The following is a 17,441-nucleotide window of genomic DNA, read 5'->3' on the forward strand; positions in this document are numbered from 1 at the left end:
GTAGAGAAAAAAGTAGGCGGATTGACTATTATCGACAAACGTAACGGAGAGAAGGAGAGTCCAAGTTCTAAAGAATTTTTTCATAGAGTAGACGAACTTGACAAAAAATGGGGCAAAGAGCACCTCGTAGTTGATAACAACGAGGTTTTAGTCATAGGCGAGAACAACCAGACAGTTGCCAAAATCTTTATTGAAAACCAAAAAGAGAGAGAATTCCTGAAAAGCTTTTTCGGAATCTAAATCTCTCTGCGTTTAAAGAGCGTCATGCTCTAATGTCTTAATCTTAAAAGATAGATATAGAGCAAAAAAGAGCACAACAAAAGAGCTGCTATATAGAGTTGCGTAATTAAAAAAGTGCAAAATAACTCCGCCCGCAATTGAGAAAAACATTCCCAAAGAGACAATATTCATCTGAAGAGCTATGTAAACCGGTCTTTTTTCCGCCGGCGCTATTTTTAGTATAAGATTGCTCGATGCAATTCTGTTACCGTCAATGGAAGCGCCGACTAAAAAGAAGATAAACATATACTCATAGAGCGATGAAGCATTGGCTGCTAAAACTATTGCAACCATCTGAAGCATTATGGAGATTTTTGCGGTCAGTGCATTGTGCCCGCGTCCGCTAAGAGTTCCCCACAAAAAATTACTCAGCATAGCGCCAACCATCTGGGTTGTAATCAAAGAGCCTATCGCAATACCGTCAAGATCTATCTTTTGCTGCGCATCCAGTATGATAAACGGCAGAGCAATCAAGTATCCGTAAGCCAAAAGAAAAGTAGTGACTTGGATTTGCAAGTTTTTGTCTGCCCTTAAAATTGCGTAGGAGTTTTGCAAAAATTTCCCAAAAGTACTCTCTTTTTTAGAGACCTCCTCTTTTACAGGCTCATCTACCGAAGCAAATGCCAGATACCCAAAACCCATAATAAAAGAGCTTATTATAAAGAGATAGCCATAACTCTGAGGCGGCTCAAATGATTCCAAAATCCAAGCAGCAAGCGCACCGCTTACAAGCCCGCCTACAGCACTGAAAAACTGGCGATATGCCATCGTTTTGCCGCGAAATTTATGAGAGAAAATCTTAGCCATTATCTCTCTAAAGTAAATTGCTGCGAAACCTGCGCTAAATGAGAACATAAAGAGTCCAAAGCCGATGGAAGCCAGAGTTAGGTTTGGATAGTTTTCGCCAAAGAGGATAATTGCAATACCGATGAGAAACCATGACAAAAATCTTATAAAAAAGATTCTGCGAAGATAGGGCATCATCAACTTATATGTCTGCGCATGAAAGGCTGCAAAAAGCTGTACTACAATCGCTCCTCCGCGAAGAAGAGCCGCGAAAAACCCCACAAGCATGGAGCTGCCGCCGAAGTAGTTTACGATAAGCGGCAAAATTGTGGAAGGTTCGGCAATTGTGGTTCCGATCGCCAAAAAGAATCCATGTAAAATATTTTTTACATGGTTGGAGAATTTATCCATTGAGCATTTCATAAGCCTCTTCAATAGTGGAAGCTTTTTGCGCCACAAAGAGAACAACAGCCGCATTAAGTCGTGCCAACTTTAAAAACTCATCTGAGGGGTTGTTCAGTTGCTCTAAAGATTCGCTAAGAGTTATCTTCTCCCAAGATTTTGTATAGTTTATGCCGTAATATTCAGGATCTACTATAATCTCCTCTACGTTGCCATCCTCTGCAATCCAAAGGCGCCCTTTGCTAAAGAGCTCCGGCGTCCCTTCATTACCCTGAATAAGTGCGAGTCTTTTATATCTATGCCCAAAAGTATCGACATATTTTTTAACAAACGGTTTATGAAAAACACCTGTAATTGCATACTCGCTAGATGCGACATTTGGAAGCTTCTCTATGGTATTTAGCCCCGTGCGAAGTCCTAGTCTCATACGCATCTGAGTTAAATCATGCATCTCTTTAAAAAAATCAGCTCTATCAAAATAGTGTATATTATTGTTTAGTTCTATATTTGTAGCTATCTCTTTGAGCGTTATACCTTTTTTTGCAGGTGCCAAATCATCACCTACTACAACAAGATTTAGCCCTGAACTCTCTAAAATCTTTGCGACTAAAGGAAATATAAATGGGTTGTTTGCCTTCCCGTCAAATGGATAACCAAGCTCTATGGAGTTTGGCACTGCTCGTTTTTGAATAAACTCGTCACATGCCTCAACAACGCCTCTAAACTCGTCTGTAGTTTCAGGCTTTAGTCTCCATCCAAGTAAAAAAGCAGCGATCTGCTCATCATAAGCAGATCTTTTCAAAACCTGCTCCATCATATCTTTTGCCTCTTGCAAAGTTAAATCTCTATTTCCTTTTTCACCAGTTCCTACTGCATGAATATATTTAAAAAAATCCATTATTATCTCTTTATGCTTTTATTTTTTAGCATGATATAGTTATTTGGCTGACATTGAGATAATAGATTTAAATGAAGAGTTGATTTTTTGGTATTTAACAGGAGAAAATATAGCTATTTTAAAAGATTCCCACGGGCACGACTAAGATGCCCGTGAAGAGTAATAGTTAGCAGGTCTTAGTGACCCAAGCCCTCTTTTTTTAACTCGTCTACAATCGCGTGTCTAAGTTTTAATAACTGATCCATTGGGGCATTTTTATTATCACCGGCAATCTGCTCATTTTGATATACCACCGTTGAAGAAACAGTTTTACCGTCGATATTTTTTTCTACTATTACCGCGTTGCTTTTATACTCGGTAACACGCCACCCCTCTTTTTTACCAGCAATTCTTATAGCCTCTAGCACATCTTCATTGCTATGATGACCTACAAATATTGCTGTTTCAGAAATCGATTCAGGACCCTTTGTACCCATCTCTAAACCGCCGCTGCACCCCACAGATAATATAAGAGTTGCAACAGATGCAGCAACTATTGAGAACATTTTTTTCATCTTTTTTCCTTTTAGCTTTAATGGTGAATTTTGCATAAGTTTAATTATATTTAAAAAAAATTAATTAATCAATGATATAATGACAATCTTAAAAATAAAATAGAAAAGAGTTACTATATTATGCTTCCAGATATTGTGTTTGTTTTTGTTATGGCTGTTCCTATGATAATATTTTCTGTATTTCCCGGGATAAAGCTCGGTGAGTATTTACAAAAAAAGTATGATCTGCAAGAGAAACAAAAACGCATTATCTCAATCGCTACAACTCTTATATTTGCGATGACTCTCTCATCTCTACTCCACTTCATGTAGTTCTACTTAAACAATCAAAATATACATTAGAAAAAGTAATAAAAAGTGTGCTATGTTTCAGATTGTTACAGAAATAATAAAATCAATCTTAAATTTTAGATTTAATAGAAAAATTGATATATGTCAACAGATTTTAAACTAATTAGGACTAAACTTCTCCTTGATTCTGAAAAATTTAGTAATTGAAGGAGAGACAAAATGATTGGTGAAATCTTAATGACACAGGATATAGGTGTTGATGAATTCTTACCTCTATTTGTAGCTTCTACTCTTGTTTTAGTATTTGGAGGATTCTATGTTGGTATATATACAGCTGTAAAAGTCAAACTGCTCAAACATTGGGCTATGCCTTTTAGCTACCTATTTTGGATATTAACGGCTTACTGTTTGTATCTCATGGGAAGCTATATGCATGTAAATGATTTTACGGCCAAGGCTTTAGTTGTTGCTGCTCTTGGAATATTAATACTTCCACATGCAGTTTATTACATGCAAGACCGTGTTCACGAAGAGAATGAACACTAACTTATATATATTGACCCATAATTTATAGGAGGGTATAGTGGCAAAAAAATCCGTATGGAGTGACAATCGCTTCTGGCAGAGATCAGCAGGATGGGTTACAGGTTTCGCAGCAATGCTTCTTATTTGGTTAACGTTTGATACGATACCGCAAATAATGTTAGGTACTGATGCAGATTTACAACAAGGCGTAACAAAGAGGGTTCCAGGACCTACGGTTATCAATTATAAAATTACTTATGAAATGGACACAAAACGTGGCCACGAAATTCCAGTAATTGGCGAGAAAGAGAAGTTTTTCGGAAGAGATGATTATTCAGAAGAAGAGGCTGCAGGGCTACTTCACCTAGGTAAATTAGGCTCACAAACTAAAAACTGTATGAACTGTCATACTCTTCTTGGAAACGGTGCATACTATGCTCCAGACCTAACAAAAGCTTGGTTAGATCCAGCATGGGGTCCTAATGGTCCAATGCAAGCTATGACAGGTAAAAATACAAAAGAAGAAGCAATGGCGGAATTTTTACAATTTCCATCTCAATATCCTACTCATGCGCGTATGATGCCAAACCTTGGTATTACTCCTGAAGAGGCTAAGGGTTTAGTTGCTTTCTTAAAACATATGTCATCAATAGATACAAATGGTTTCCCAAGAAACTTTGGAAAAATAGAAGGAGCAGTACATGGCAAATAGTCATTTAAAATATGAATCAAAACAATTAGCGACATGGTATTTTACTTTTGCTGCAATTATTTTTGGTGCACAACTACTTTTTGGTTTAGTTGCTGCTACACAATATGTAATGCCAGGATTCCTATTTGAAATCGTGGACTTCTCTGTTGCTAGAATGATACACATCAATGCGCTTGTTGTATGGATGGTATTTGCGATGATCGGTTCAGTTTATTGGTTATTACCAGATGAGACAGGTATCGAGACTGTAGGTATTGGCTTAGGAAAACTACTTTTCTGGGTTTTTGCTGCTGCTATCGTTGTTGTTGTTCTTGTTTACTTACTAGTTCAAGTTGGACCGGCGGATGAGACATCCCTCTGGTTGATACATGAAGGTCGTGAGTATATCGAAGCACCTCGTTGGGCTGATATCGGTATCGTTGTTGTTGTTCTTGGTTTTATCTATAACCTTTATGCAACAGGAATGAAAGGTAACCGTTCAGGTATCGTTACTGTACTTATGGCTGACATGCTAGCATTCGCTGGTATCTACTTAGCAGGTATGGGTTATACTGACAATATATCTGTTGATCAATTCTGGTGGTGGTGGGTTATTCACCTTTGGGTTGAAGCTACATGGGAAGTTTTCGTTGGTTCACTTGCTGCTTATGGTCTAATCACTATGATTGGCGCACACCGTAAAGTTGTTGAGATGTGGTTATGGATCGAAGTAGCAATGCTATTTGGTTCAGGTATCCTTGGTATGGGTCACCACTACTTCTGGATCGGTACACCTGAATACTGGTGGGAAATTGGAGCGCTTTTCTCTGCACTAGAGCCACTGCCACTTGTTGCTATGTTTATCCACGTTCTTTATGACTGGGGAAAAATGCAAGGTGAAGAGAGTGCAAAAGGTCAAGAAGCTTCTGTTATTGCTAATAAACCGGCGTTTACTTGGTTTGTTCTTAATGCAATCGGTAACTTCTTAGGTGCTGGTGTTTGGGGATTCTTCCACACATTTCCACAAGTCAACCTTTATACACACGGTACACAGTTTACATCGGCACACGGACACTTAGCGTTCTTTGGAGCTTATGCAACACTTCTTATCGGTATGTTCTACCTTGCAGTTCAAGGTAAAAACGGTATAAAAATAATGAATGCAACAAAGAAATCAATCTGGGCAACTAGTATGATTTTCGGTGGTGTTCTTGGTATGACTGCTGCCCTTACACTTTCTGGATATGTTCAAGTTCTTGTCTCTCGTGCACAATGGGGTGCTACGTGGGAAGGTTATTTTTCAGGTCAAGCAAGTATATGGTTTATGCAAGGTATGGATTGGAGACTTATTATGGGTGTTGTTACATTTATAGGTTTCTTTGTTCTAGTTGCAGATTTATTGAGTATCGGCAAAGCTACTCATCACAAACGTTAAGGAGAAAGTTATGTTTGAACCATTTGTAGATGTAGTTCCAAGTTTCTTTGGTTGGTTAAACCAAGGTCCTTTGACTCTTACACTTTTTTTACATACTGTTATCGTACTTCCAATGTTTTGGATTTACAAGCAAGAGAAAGCTCGTTTAGAGCAAGAGGGTTAATTTAACAATTAGTCGTGCAGGGCCTTCGGGCCCGCATATTCGTCTATTTTAGAAGGAGAAATAAAATGAGATTAGATAAATTAGTTATGTCAGTTGCTGCAATGGCAGTAGTGGGTTCGGGTATGGTTGTCCAAGCGGCTAGCAAGATGGACGTAGAAAATGTTTTTGAAAAAGAGTGTCAGGGTTGTCACGGTCCTAACCTAGAGGGTGGTGTTGGTTCTGATTTACGTCCTGCAGTAACTGCTAAGAAAAATGCTTATGAGTTAGCTGAAACTATCTTAAACGGTCGTGCCGGCACTGCAATGCCTCAGTTTAAAGAGAAGTTTACTAAAGATGATGCTGATGCTATGGTTGATTATATCCAGCACTTCAAAGGTAGAAAAATTAAGCAGCTTGCTATTGAGACTGTAAAAGAGGGATGGAAGCCGTTAAACGACAGAATGAAATTCTTCACAGAGTATCCAAACGCTGTTGATGTTAAGAAAAACACGGACATCTGTTTCGTAACTGAGCGTGATGCTGAGCGTGTTGCTTTCGTTGATGGTACAAACGGTAAAGTTTTATCTAAGCACCCTGCAGGTTTTGCTGTTCACGTAACAGTTACAAACAAGCGTCAGCCTCGTTATGCTTACTCAATCTCTCGTTCAGGTTTAGTAACAATGTTCGACCTTAATACTCCTGGTCAGCAAAAAATTGCTGAGTGTCAAGTTGGTTCTGACTCTCGTGGTCTTGCAGTTTCTCCAGATGGTAAATACCTAATGGCTGGTAACTACGTTCCAGGCGGTGCGATACTTATGGATGCTATGACTCTTGAGCCGTTAAAAGTTTATCCTACTTCAAGTGTTATTAAGCCAAACGGTGACATCGATTCATCTCGTGTAGCTGGTATCTTTGACACTCCATACGGTCCTTATTTTGCATTTGCACTAAAAGACGGTGGTCACGTTTATATCGTAGATTACTCTAAGCCAACTTTCCCAATCGTTGGAGATATTCCAAACATTGGTGATATTCTTCATGATGGTTTCTTAAATGAAGGTAAAGAGATTGGTCGTTACCTATTTATCGCTTCTCAAGGAAGTGACGTTGTCGGTGTTGTAGACTTTAAAACTAAGTCATTAGTAACAAAAATCTACACAGGTCCTGCATCTAAGCCACACCCAGGTCAAGGTTCTTCTTGGTTTAATGAAGGTTTAGGAGAGCAACTTGGTGCTACTGTTAACATGAACTTAGGTCAAGTTACTATCTGGGACAGCAACTTTGATGTTATTCGTCAGATTCCAATCGGCGGCGGTGGACTATTTATCGGTACATCTGAGCACACTCCGTTCCTTTGGGCTGACAATGTACTTGGCGGTGAAGAGAACTGGAACAAAGTTCACTTGATCAATAAGCAGACTCTTGAAGTTGACAGAATTATCGCTGTTGGTACAAGCAAAGGTACTGTTACAGACCCTGTAACTCATAAAACTCTTTACTCTTGGGATGTTCCAACAGTTAAAGATGCAAAAGGTAATGCTATTACACCTAGAATCTTACACGCTGAGCCTGCTAACCACGGTTACTGGACTATGATTTCTGAGTGGAATGCTGGTCGTATCGGTATCTATGAAGCTAAAACAGGTAAGTTTGTTAAATACATCACTGGTTTAACAACTCCTACGTTTACTTACTCAATCGAGCACAGACAAACTATTCCAGGTGCATAATTTACACCTTCTCTCCCTTGCGGAGAGAAAATTTTCTGCAAAACAATCAAATTTTTTAACTAATACATTTACAAATCACAAAAGTATTTAAAGCTTCCAAACTTTACAGCACCGCATAAAATATATAGTTTTGACAATTATAAGCCAAAATTCAAGCTTGATTTGGCTAGAATAATATATAAAGGTAAAGAGATAATTATGAAAAAAAGTATACTAATTTCACTCGCTTTAACTTCTCTTTTATCCGCAAACGAAGCAGATGGAAAGAGTGTGTTTGAGACATACTGCTGGGGATGTCATCATCAGATTTCTGAAGCGTTTGGTCCATCCTTTACAGAGATTGCTTCCAAGCGCTCTTATGAGGAGATACAAGCCTATATTTTAGATCCTGAGTCAATGTACAAAGCGTTTGGATATAAACGCACGGTCATGACAAAATTAAAGCTAACAGACAAAGAGAGAGAAGCTATTGCAAAATATGTTCTCTCATACAAAGGTAAATAAATGTTTAGATTATCAAACCTCATATCTTCAGTCGTTGAGGATAAGCCTGAGAGGGTACTGGATGGTTCTATCGCGATATGGAACTTCACAAACCGCTGTAACCTCTCATGTCTTCACTGCTACTCAAAATCAACGCTTGATGAAGTAGATACACTAACAACTGAGCAGATTAAAAAAACTATTTTAGAGATGAAAGCAAACGGAGTCAAGTTTATCATATTCTCAGGAGGAGAGCCACTCACAAGAAAAGATCTCTTTGAGATTGCCGATTTTTGCAAAGAAAACGGCATTATTACCTACCTCTCAAGCAACGGTCTCTACTTCACAAAAGGAAATATACAGCGTATAGTAAGTACGTTCAACTATGTCGGCGTGAGCATAGACGGTGATGAGCCTACGCATGACTATTTCAGAGGGCTCAAGGGTGCATTTAAAGAGACTCTTAAGGCTGTGCAACTTGCAAATGCAACAGGAGCTAAAGTAGGTATACGCTTTACAATGACAAAAGATACCATTAACTCTCTAGAGTATATTTTTGACCTTGCAGAAAAAGAGAATATTCCAAAAATCTACATATCTCATCTCGTCTACTCAGGGCGTGGGCTTGATAACCTTAAAATGGATCTATCTAAAGAGCAGAGAAGAGAGGCTGTGGAGTTTATACTTGATAAAGCTTTTGAGTACTACGAAACAGGCAGAGATATAGAGATAGTAACAGGAAATATGGAGCAGGATGCAATCCTATTTTTAAATAGATTTGCCCAAAAATATCCTCACCTTAAAGAGACGATGAGAGAGCGTCTTGTCTCTTGGGGTGGCAATAGCGCAGGACGCAAACTCTTAAACATAAACAGCGAAGGCGACGTAAGACCTGACCCGTTCTTCCCTCTAACGGTAGGAAATATAACAAAGCAGGATTTCGGTGAAATTTGGCAAAGCGGCGAACTGCTGGATCAGTTAAGGATTCATCCTAGACGTCAGATAAGCGGCATCTGCGCAGAGTGTGAGCAGATAGATATTTGTAACGGCGGCTCTAGATCAAGAGCTTACGCGATCACCGGTGATTTATGGAGCGAAGATCCATCATGCTACCTAAGTGAGCAAGAGAGAAGGAAAGATTAATGAAAATAAGTAAAACAGTAGTAGGCATCTCCCTTCTGGCGGCAATGTTTATAAACGTTCAAGCTAAAGGGTTAAACCCGATACTCGCAGAGTTAAGAGGAAATGATAAACTTTTTGTTGTTGAGAGAGAGAGCAGCTCGCTTGCAGTTATCGAGCTAGGGCTAACGAGAAACCATATGGAGGGGATGCACGATATGAATCACGGCGTCGTAAAATTTTACGACAACGATGGATATGTTATCTCCCGTGACGGTTATATTATAAAATTTGACCCAGTTCAAGAGAAGATTCTCAAAGAGTTTAAAACAAGCGATAGCGCAATCGGCTTTACTGTAACTAAGAACTATATCGCTGTTGCAAACTACGCAAAAAAGAGTGTTGATATTTTAGATAGAGATTTAAACCCTATTAAGTCGTTTGAAACCGGTTCAAAAAATGTCGGGATTAAACAGTATAAGAACTACTTGGTTTTCTCTCAGATGGATAATGACAAAATCACAGTATTAAAAGATAAAAATGAGGGCAAAGGGCTACCTGACTTTGAGATATACAAAGAGTTCGAAGATGTCGGTGTAATGCCATTTGACGCTATGATAAAAAATAACCATTTTATTACCGGATTTTTTAAAAGTGACTTTTTTGGCGTCGTTGATCTCGACACAATGACATACTCAAAAATCGATATTTTACTTGAAGACAGAAAACCGGTACTTAAAGTTCCGCACTTTGGATTCTGGAGCATAAGTGACGGACATGTTTTTATACCGGCAGTCGGCAACAATAAGGTTCTTGTTTACACTCCTGATTTTAAATTTGTAAAAAATATCGAAACAGAGGGACTTCCGGTCTTTACTACTCTTAGTCCTGATCAAAAATATATGGCAGTAACGTTTAGCGGTGATAAATTTCCTGTTGTTCAGATCATAGACACAAAAACTCTAGAGGTTATAAAAAGATTTGAGTTTGACGGAAAAGTGCTGCATGTGAGATGGTCCAACCTTAGACCAAATCTCTATATATCCGTAAACGATACAAACAAAATTGCCGTTATTAACACAAAAAGATGGGAGCTCGTTCAAGAGATGTTCAACATCAAAAAACCGTCGGGTATATTTATTTACGGAGAGGAAAGAAAATAATGGGGAAAGTCTACTTAACCGGTGCAGGACCGGGAGATATTGAGCTATTGACTCTAAAAGCGCTTAGGGTTATCAAAGAGGCAGATGTGGTTATTTATGACCGTTTGGCAAACCCTGATATTTTAAAAGAGGCGAAAAGCGGTTGTGAATTTGTCTATGTTGGAAAAGAGGATGGCAGACATATCATGCCTCAAGATGACATTAACGAAGTAATCTATCAAAATTCACTCAAATATGAGAATGTGGTTCGTCTCAAAGGCGGAGATCCGTTTGTTTTTGGACGCGGCGGAGAAGAGGCGCTTTATCTGCATGAAAGAGGCATTAAATTTGAAGTGATTCCGGGTATTACATCTTCAATCAGCGCTCCGGCATATGCTGGTATTCCTGTTACACATCGCGGCGTTGCTGTTAGCTTTAGAGTTGTAACCGGGCATGAGTCCCCTAATAAAAAAGAGTCCCAGATCCCATGGGAGACTTTTAAAACAGATGATACTATCGTCTTTTTGATGGGTCTTCACAATCTTCCTAAAATATCTAGAAAACTTATTCAAATCGGAAAATCTGAGGATTATCCATGTGCCGTTATATCCAAAGGAACAACCAAAGATCAGATTGTTGTTGTAGGCACGCTCAAAAATATCGTAGAGAAAACAAAAGATCTCCCTACGCCGGCGCTTATTGTTGTTGGAAAAGTCGTTGAACTTAGAAAACAGTTAGATTGGTTTGAGGGAAATGTCTAAGCTCCCAAACACCTCCCAAGCGGTTTTAATCGCACCAAATATCTACTGGGTCGGCATGCATCTAAAAAACGACCCCTTTCAATGTCACCCATACCTCATCAAAAACGGCAATGAGTCAATTCTAATCGATCCCGGCTCAATGCTTGAGTTTAGCGAGACGGTTAGAAAAGTAAAAACCGTTATGGAGATGAGTTCCATAAAATATATTGTTCTTCATCATCAAGATCCGGATCTTGCTGCAGCGGTGCCAGAGATTGAGAAGCTTATAAACAGAGCTGACCTCCAGATAGTAACGCACTCCAGAATGTCTCTTCTGATAAAGCACTATCTTGTTACTTCAAGCTATTACGAGATTGATAAAAATGAGTATCAGCTCCTTACCTCCAGCGGGTTCAAGCTTGAATTTTTGACCACTCCATACTGCCACTCTCCCGGAGCATTTGTCAGCTACGAGCCTGTTTCAAAAACTCTTTTCTCAGGCGACATATTTGGGGGAATCGAGGAGTCTTGGGATTTTTATGCAGATGAGAGCTATTTTTTTAAAGCCAAGCGATTTCATGAGGAGTATATGCCTAGCAAGGATATATTTAACTACTCACTTAGCAAAATTGAGAGGCTTGACATTGAGATGATAGCTCCTCAGCACGGCTCAATTATAGAGAAAAAATATATTCCTCAATTGATAGAAGACATGAAAAATCTCGACTGCGGGCTCTATATAGAGGAAAAATACAATCAAGAACTCATCGACACCATAGATGAGCTAAAGAGAAAAGAGCAATCTCTAAGAGAGAGAAACCTGATGCTCTCAGAGCAGTCAAAAAGAGCAGAAATTGGAGAGATGATAGGCAACATTGCTCATCAGTGGCGCCAGCCTTTGGCAATCATAAATACATCACTGGCAATCCTAAAAGAGAAAAATAGAGCGGATATGCTAAGCAAGGATGAGATTGCAGAGAAGCTAGAGAAGATGGAGAAGAGAGTAATCTATATGTCTGAGACCATAGAGGATTTTATGAGCTACTATACTCCGGATAGGGAAAAGGCTTACTTTAACGTAAGTGAAGCGGTAGAGAAGGCGATTGATATCGTAAACCTTAAGTCAAATGAGCGAGATATACATCTAGACCTGCTGTTGCGTAGCAAATATAAGATTTACGGACTAATGAATGAGTTTATACAGGTAGTCGTCTCCATTTTATCAAATATTAATGATTTAATTACTATCAGAGAGGTTAGGAATCCTGCTGTAAGTATCTCGCTCTATGATGAGAATGGCTATATTGTACTCTCTATCAGAGATAATTGCGGAGGAGTTGATGAAAAAAACCTAAGTAAAATATTTGATCCCTACTTTACTACAAAACACAAATCAATAGGCACCGGACTGGGTTTGCATATCGCAAAGATGATTGTAGAAGAGAACATGAGCGGTGTGCTCGGTGCAAAAAATATCTACTCTCCAAAACACGAAAAAGTTGGAGCAGAATTCACCATAAAGATAAAAAATGAAAGCTGAAAAAATCAAAGATATATCTATTTTACTGGCAGAAGATGAGACGGAGTTGCGTGAGACTTTATCTGAGTATCTACAACTATTCTTCAACAGAGTCTATACGGCATCGTGCGGAAATGAGGCGTATGATATATATAAGCAAAAAAGTCCAGATATTATTTTAACCGATATAAACATGCCAAACCTTGACGGCTTGGAGATGATTGCAAAAATAAGAGAAGATGACAAAGAGACGAAAATAATAGTCATAAGCGCTCACTCTGATCAAGAAAAACTGCTCCAAGCAGTAAAACTTCATCTTGAAGCGTATCTTATTAAACCTATAAAAACAGATACTCTTAAAAAAATGCTCTTTGACACGGTTGAGCTTATAAGAAAAACTTCTCACCGCGTCTATGTAAACGAGACCATATATTGGGATTACGACACAGGTACTCTGTGGAAAAACGCTAAAGAGATAAAACTTAGAAAGATGGAGAGTCTTCTCTTGAGGCTTCTCTTCTCAGAACCAAACCGCTGTTTCTCTGCCCAAGAGATATTCGAGACCCTTCATGAAGAGAAAGAGAATAAAGAGTTCTCTTCACATGCCATAACATCTCTTATGAAGCGTATTAGAACAAAACTGCCCGAGGAGTTAATTCACAACATATATGGGCTTGGATATAAAATCATTCCTATTTAAGAGTTTTAAAAATTTATGTTGCGCACTGGAACGAACATGTCCGTTTCAATGGCAGGGACAGATGTCCCTACAACCCCCTAAAGCTACGAAAAAAAAGTTTTTCGAGAACTACAAGGTATTTTACACACTTTTATGAAAAGTGTATAAGGTCAATTTTAATATTTATGCAGCTCATATTTTTTATATAACTCTTTTGCCTCTTCGTTTCCGGCATCTATCGCCTTTTGTGCCCACTCTCTGGCTTTTAAGAACTTCTCTTGGTTGCAGTATATCTCTGCTAGAAGATAGTAAGCCGCCTCATCGCCCTCTGCCGCATTTTTTTCAAGCCACTTAGACGCTTCATCAAACTTTAAAAGCTGCATATAAATACGTCCTATATTTTGCTCGGCTATCTTATGCCCTGAAGCTGCTGCACTCTCTAAGAGCTCTGCTGATTTTGTAACGTTTGCATCAACGCCTTCGCCTCTGTAGTACATAAGCGCTAAATCATACTGGGCATTGGCACTTTTTTGCTCTGAAGCTTTGCTAAGAAGCTCAAATGCTCTTTTGCTGTCCTGCTCTACGTTATCGCCTCGCAGATAAAACATTCCCAAATCATACTGCGCATTTGCGTTGCCGCTGTTTGCAGATCTCTCAAGCCACTCTATTGATTTTTGCATATCTTTTTTTGTGCCTAAGCCATTTGCGTATAGATAACTAAGCGCACTCTGTGCTACCGCATCTCCACTCTTTGCATTTTTCTCATAAAGCTCAAAAGCTCCGTTGTAATCACCCTTTTTAAAAGCCCCCAAAGCAGCTTGGTTATCAGCATGCAGATTTAAAAACAACAAAAATCCAACAACTATAAATTTAAACATTTCCCTATCCTTCTTATTTCAATACGCTATTATACACTCGGCTTTTTAATCTTTTGCAACTGATCTACAATTTTTACAACAACAAGATCGGATGTAACATTTATGGATGTTCTAGCCATATCCAAAATCCTGTCAACGGCCACTATCAAAGCAATATACTCAACAGACAAATTAAGCTGATTTAAAATTACGACCATCATAACAAGCGATGCGCTCGGGAGCGCTGCAACCCCGACACTAAGTGCAACAACGGTTACTCCAAGCCAAAGCTGATCTGCAAAACTTAGATCAACTCCTGCTAGATGGGATATATAAAGCACTGCTACTGTTAGGTATGCGGCAGTTCCGTCCATGGAGACGGTAGCACCCAAAGGCAGCACGAAAGAGGCGTTTTTCTTATCAACGCCTCCGACCTCCTCTACAACGCGCATCGATACAGGCAGAGTTGCCGTACTTGATGCGGTAGAAAAAGCCATAATCGACGCTTCGCGTACGTTGCTGAGATATCTAAATGGGTTTATGCGTCCAAAAAAAGCCAAAACTGCAGGCAGAGTTATAAAAAGATGGATTAGCAAAACAGAGAGAACCATCAACACATACTTCCAAAGACCAATTATTACCTGGGCTCCCTGTTCGGCTATAACATACGATATTAGGCTAAAGACGCCTATTGGCGTTAGCTTAATAACCCACTCCGCCATTATAAGTATTGCATTTGTAACTGCCGTAAAAAAATCCAACACCAGCTGCTTTCTCTCCTCTTTTAAATGCAGCGAAGCTACGCCAAAGAGAGCGGAAAAAACAATAATCTGCATCATAGAGCCGTTACTTAGGGCATGAAATATATTTGTCGGGATAAAACTTAGAATCATAGAGCCAAAAGAGAGAGGTGCTACTTCAGAAGCCTTTGCATACTCAAGTCCATGAGCAGATACCGCTTCTCCGATTGGAATCATATTCATCGCCAAAATAGCCGTAAAAACCGCCAGTGCCGTTGTGAAAATATAGAGCGCGATAGTTCTAAGTCCGATGCTCTTGAGCGTGTGCAAGCTACCAAGCCCCACGATTGAAACATAGATACTTGAGAAGACAAGAGGGACTACGAGCATCTTTAAAAAACTTATAAAAATCTGACCTATTACCTGCTGTTTTAACGCCAGTTGAGGCAGAAAAACCCCAAAAAGAACCCCAAGCACTATGCCTAAGAGAACCAATCTATTTGTTGTGGAGTACTTTTTTATTTTTTCTATCATCTGCTCAAAAACTTACAATAAAATATATGTTGCAAGTGCTAAAAAGCTGAAAAATCCCACAACATCCGTTACTGTTGTTAAAATAACAGTGCTTCCTATGGCAGGGTCGATATCCATTCTTTTAAGAAAAAGAGGAACAGCCGCTCCAAAGAGACCCGCCATAAAAAGATTTATCACCATACTCAGAGCAATTACGACGCCAAGCATATTTATCTTGAACCAAACCGCTGCCACAATCCCCATAACAACCGCGAAAATAACTCCATTCATCAAAGAGATTAAAACCTCTTTTTTGATAATACGCATAGCATCACCCTGTGAAATTCCTCCAAGAGCGAGCTGTCTCACAACAACGGTAAGGCTCTGCGTTCCAGCATTTCCGCCCATTGAAGCGACGATTGGCATTAAAACCGCAAGTGCTACCATGCTCTGGAGAGTATCGGCAAAAAATCCTATAACTATGGAGGCAAATATGGCAGTGAAGAGGTTGAGCCCAAGCCAAGAGGCTCTTTTTTTACCGGCTCTAAATATCTCGTCATACTCCTCGGCATCATCGTCAACTCCGGCAAGATGATACATCTGCTCCGTTGCATGTTCATTGATAATATCATAGATATCATCCGAAGTTATACGCCCAAGCAAAACTCCGTACGCATTGACGATCGGCATAACAGAGAGGTCATACTCTTCAAAATAGTGAACGACATCTTTAATGTTCTCTCTATCCTCTGCTTTTTTTGGCTCAAAACTATCTTCGCTCTGCTCTATGTTTTTTATTATAGTTTTGTCAAAATCAAAGACAAGCAAATCATCCAAACCGACCGTAAAGAGAAGTTTTTTATCGTTGCCGATAATAAAGAGATTTTGGATATTTTCTATCTCTTTAGCACGTCTGAGTTCCGCAAACCTTCTTATGACATCATGTACGATCTCCTCTTTATATGCAGTGAAAATTTCAAGCTGCATATAGGCGCCAGCGTCATCCTCGCCGTAAGTCTGGAGTTTGATAATCTCCTTTCTATCGTCTTCATCAAGCGTATCAAAAACCTTAGAAGCTACACTCTCATCAACCTCTTGAAGCTCATGCATAAAGTCAACTTGGTCATCCGACTCAAGCGCAGACACCGCATCACGAAGCTCCTCAATGCTAAAGTTCTCTACAACATCGTCAAAATATCTATCAGGAAGGGCAAGAGCAACATCGCCGATAAGATCTTTTGGTACGAGTTTCAGAGCTGCGGCAAATTCACTATCATCGAGCTGCTTGAGTATCTTTGCTATATCGGAGGGGTGAATCTCGCTTAGCTCATGGGCATTTAAATACTCTTGCAATTTATTCATAAAGTAGTTATCTTAAAATGTAGCTTTTATTAAAAGATCAACCTGATCACGCACACACATAAACATCATGCAAGGCATCTCAATCCCGTAATCGCTCATTAAAATCATCGAGGTAGCCTCTATAACCAAGCTGCCATCTATCGTTGTTATTTTAGCATTTGCGTTCAACTCTCTTTTTTGGCCGTGAAAATCAAGCGTACCCTTGATAACATAACCATCCTCTTGCTCTGTTTTTACTATACTCGATATTGTGTAAGTTGCAAAAGCAAATTTATCCGATTCAATCTCTTTATACATGCTCTTATCTCTGTCGCTCTTATCGCTTGTAAAGAGAGTTGTCTCAACCCAAAACTTACCATTAATAGTAGTAATATCGTTGTTCTCTATGGTTAACTCTGCTTTGAGATGATTATTTACCGGGTCAATGGTGCTATCCATCATCATCTCTGTGTGTGCAGCGACATAGCCGCTTTTCAACTCTAAGTTAATCGCGAAGAGAGGGAGTGCTAAAAGCAACATCGTAAATATTTTTTTCATCGTAAATCCTTATTATT

The 17,441-nt window shown here is 39.2% G+C and carries 19 protein-coding genes and 1 pseudogene; 12 read left to right on the plus strand and 8 right to left on the minus strand.

Annotation, left to right across the window (positions count from 1 at the left end; all coding sequences use genetic code 11):
• Positions 1 to 240, plus strand: a pseudogene (locus RQ763_RS00650) (hypothetical protein); the annotation flags it as partial.
• A 12-nt stretch (positions 241 to 252) separates the two neighbouring features.
• Here the strand turns inward: RQ763_RS00650 and RQ763_RS00655 are convergent.
• The 4 genes from RQ763_RS00655 to RQ763_RS00670 all read right to left on the minus strand — a co-directional run bounded on the left by RQ763_RS00655 (position 253) and on the right by RQ763_RS00670 (position 3,227).
• Positions 253 to 1,488 carry an MFS transporter gene (locus RQ763_RS00655; protein ID WP_314150497.1) on the minus strand — a complete coding sequence of 412 codons (1,236 nt, stop codon included), beginning with the start codon at positions 1,486 to 1,488 and terminating at the stop codon, positions 253 to 255.
• Positions 1,469 to 2,365 carry a glycosyl transferase gene (locus RQ763_RS00660; RefSeq protein ID WP_314150499.1) on the minus strand — a complete coding sequence of 299 codons (897 nt, stop codon included), beginning with the start codon at positions 2,363 to 2,365 and terminating at the stop codon, positions 1,469 to 1,471. Before RQ763_RS00660 ends, RQ763_RS00655 begins: the two co-directional genes overlap by 20 nt.
• Before the next feature lie 176 nt (positions 2,366 to 2,541).
• Positions 2,542 to 2,919: a hypothetical protein gene (locus tag RQ763_RS00665; protein ID WP_314150500.1), complete on the minus strand. Its 378-nt coding sequence runs from the start codon at positions 2,917 to 2,919 to the stop codon at positions 2,542 to 2,544.
• A 113-nt stretch (positions 2,920 to 3,032) separates the two neighbouring features.
• Positions 3,033 to 3,227, minus strand: a complete 195-nt coding sequence (locus RQ763_RS00670; RefSeq protein WP_314150501.1) for a hypothetical protein — start codon at positions 3,225 to 3,227, stop codon at positions 3,033 to 3,035.
• A 202-nt stretch (positions 3,228 to 3,429) separates the two neighbouring features.
• On the opposite strand from RQ763_RS00670, the gene RQ763_RS00675 reads away from it, so the two are divergent.
• The 11 genes from RQ763_RS00675 (at position 3,430) to RQ763_RS00725 (ending at position 13,436) form a co-directional block, all read left to right on the plus strand.
• Positions 3,430 to 3,756: a hypothetical protein gene (locus RQ763_RS00675; RefSeq protein WP_314150503.1), complete on the plus strand. Its 327-nt coding sequence runs from the start codon at positions 3,430 to 3,432 to the stop codon at positions 3,754 to 3,756.
• Positions 3,757 to 3,793: 37 nt separating this feature from the next.
• Positions 3,794 to 4,447: a cytochrome c gene (locus tag RQ763_RS00680; protein ID WP_314150504.1), complete on the plus strand. Its 654-nt coding sequence runs from the start codon at positions 3,794 to 3,796 to the stop codon at positions 4,445 to 4,447.
• A complete protein-coding gene (locus RQ763_RS00685) occupies positions 4,437 to 5,861 on the plus strand; it encodes a cbb3-type cytochrome c oxidase subunit I (protein ID WP_314150505.1) in 1,425 nt (474 codons plus the stop codon). The genes RQ763_RS00680 and RQ763_RS00685 overlap by 11 nt, the downstream gene beginning before the upstream one ends.
• A gap of 10 nt (positions 5,862 to 5,871) precedes the next feature.
• Positions 5,872 to 6,024 carry a hypothetical protein gene (locus RQ763_RS00690; RefSeq protein ID WP_314150507.1) on the plus strand — a complete coding sequence of 51 codons (153 nt, stop codon included), beginning with the start codon at positions 5,872 to 5,874 and terminating at the stop codon, positions 6,022 to 6,024.
• A 65-nt stretch (positions 6,025 to 6,089) separates the two neighbouring features.
• On the plus strand, positions 6,090 to 7,733 hold the full coding sequence (locus RQ763_RS00695; protein WP_314150509.1) for a cytochrome D1 domain-containing protein: 1,644 nt from the start codon (positions 6,090 to 6,092) through the stop codon (positions 7,731 to 7,733).
• A 198-nt stretch (positions 7,734 to 7,931) separates the two neighbouring features.
• On the plus strand, positions 7,932 to 8,237 hold the full coding sequence (locus RQ763_RS00700; RefSeq protein WP_314150510.1) for a cytochrome c: 306 nt from the start codon (positions 7,932 to 7,934) through the stop codon (positions 8,235 to 8,237).
• Entirely contained in the window at positions 8,238 to 9,359 is a 1,122-nt protein-coding gene (locus RQ763_RS00705; protein WP_314150511.1) for a radical SAM/SPASM domain-containing protein, read from the plus strand.
• A complete protein-coding gene (locus RQ763_RS00710; RefSeq protein ID WP_314150512.1) occupies positions 9,359 to 10,498 on the plus strand; it encodes a cytochrome D1 domain-containing protein in 1,140 nt (379 codons plus the stop codon). The genes RQ763_RS00705 and RQ763_RS00710 overlap by 1 nt, the downstream gene beginning before the upstream one ends.
• Positions 10,498 to 11,238: a uroporphyrinogen-III C-methyltransferase gene (cobA, locus tag RQ763_RS00715; protein WP_314150513.1), complete on the plus strand. Its 741-nt coding sequence runs from the start codon at positions 10,498 to 10,500 to the stop codon at positions 11,236 to 11,238. The genes RQ763_RS00710 and cobA overlap by 1 nt, the downstream gene beginning before the upstream one ends.
• Positions 11,231 to 12,757, plus strand: a complete 1,527-nt coding sequence (locus RQ763_RS00720; RefSeq protein WP_314150514.1) for an ATP-binding protein — start codon at positions 11,231 to 11,233, stop codon at positions 12,755 to 12,757. Before cobA ends, RQ763_RS00720 begins: the two co-directional genes overlap by 8 nt.
• Positions 12,747 to 13,436, plus strand: a complete 690-nt coding sequence (locus RQ763_RS00725) for a response regulator transcription factor (protein WP_314150515.1) — start codon at positions 12,747 to 12,749, stop codon at positions 13,434 to 13,436. The genes RQ763_RS00720 and RQ763_RS00725 overlap by 11 nt, the downstream gene beginning before the upstream one ends.
• Before the next feature lie 155 nt (positions 13,437 to 13,591).
• Here the strand turns inward: RQ763_RS00725 and RQ763_RS00730 are convergent, their stop codons facing one another.
• Genes RQ763_RS00730 through RQ763_RS00745 form a run of 4 tightly spaced genes read right to left on the minus strand, consistent with a single transcriptional unit; the run spans position 13,592 to position 17,424 of the window.
• The gene (locus tag RQ763_RS00730) at positions 13,592 to 14,293 is read right to left on the minus strand and encodes a tetratricopeptide repeat protein (RefSeq protein WP_314150516.1); all 702 of its coding nucleotides are present in this window, start codon (positions 14,291 to 14,293) and stop codon (positions 13,592 to 13,594) included.
• 29 nt (positions 14,294 to 14,322) lie between these two features.
• Positions 14,323 to 15,546, minus strand: a complete 1,224-nt coding sequence (locus RQ763_RS00735) for a dicarboxylate/amino acid:cation symporter (protein WP_314150518.1) — start codon at positions 15,544 to 15,546, stop codon at positions 14,323 to 14,325.
• A 12-nt stretch (positions 15,547 to 15,558) separates the two neighbouring features.
• Positions 15,559 to 16,887 carry a magnesium transporter gene (mgtE, locus tag RQ763_RS00740; protein WP_314150519.1) on the minus strand — a complete coding sequence of 443 codons (1,329 nt, stop codon included), beginning with the start codon at positions 16,885 to 16,887 and terminating at the stop codon, positions 15,559 to 15,561.
• A gap of 12 nt (positions 16,888 to 16,899) precedes the next feature.
• Positions 16,900 to 17,424, minus strand: a complete 525-nt coding sequence (locus RQ763_RS00745; protein WP_314150521.1) for a YceI family protein — start codon at positions 17,422 to 17,424, stop codon at positions 16,900 to 16,902.
• Positions 17,425 to 17,441: the final 17 nt, after the last annotated feature.

Source organism: Sulfurimonas sp., from assembly GCF_032250635.1.
Taxonomy (GTDB): domain Bacteria; phylum Campylobacterota; class Campylobacteria; order Campylobacterales; family Sulfurimonadaceae; genus Sulfurimonas.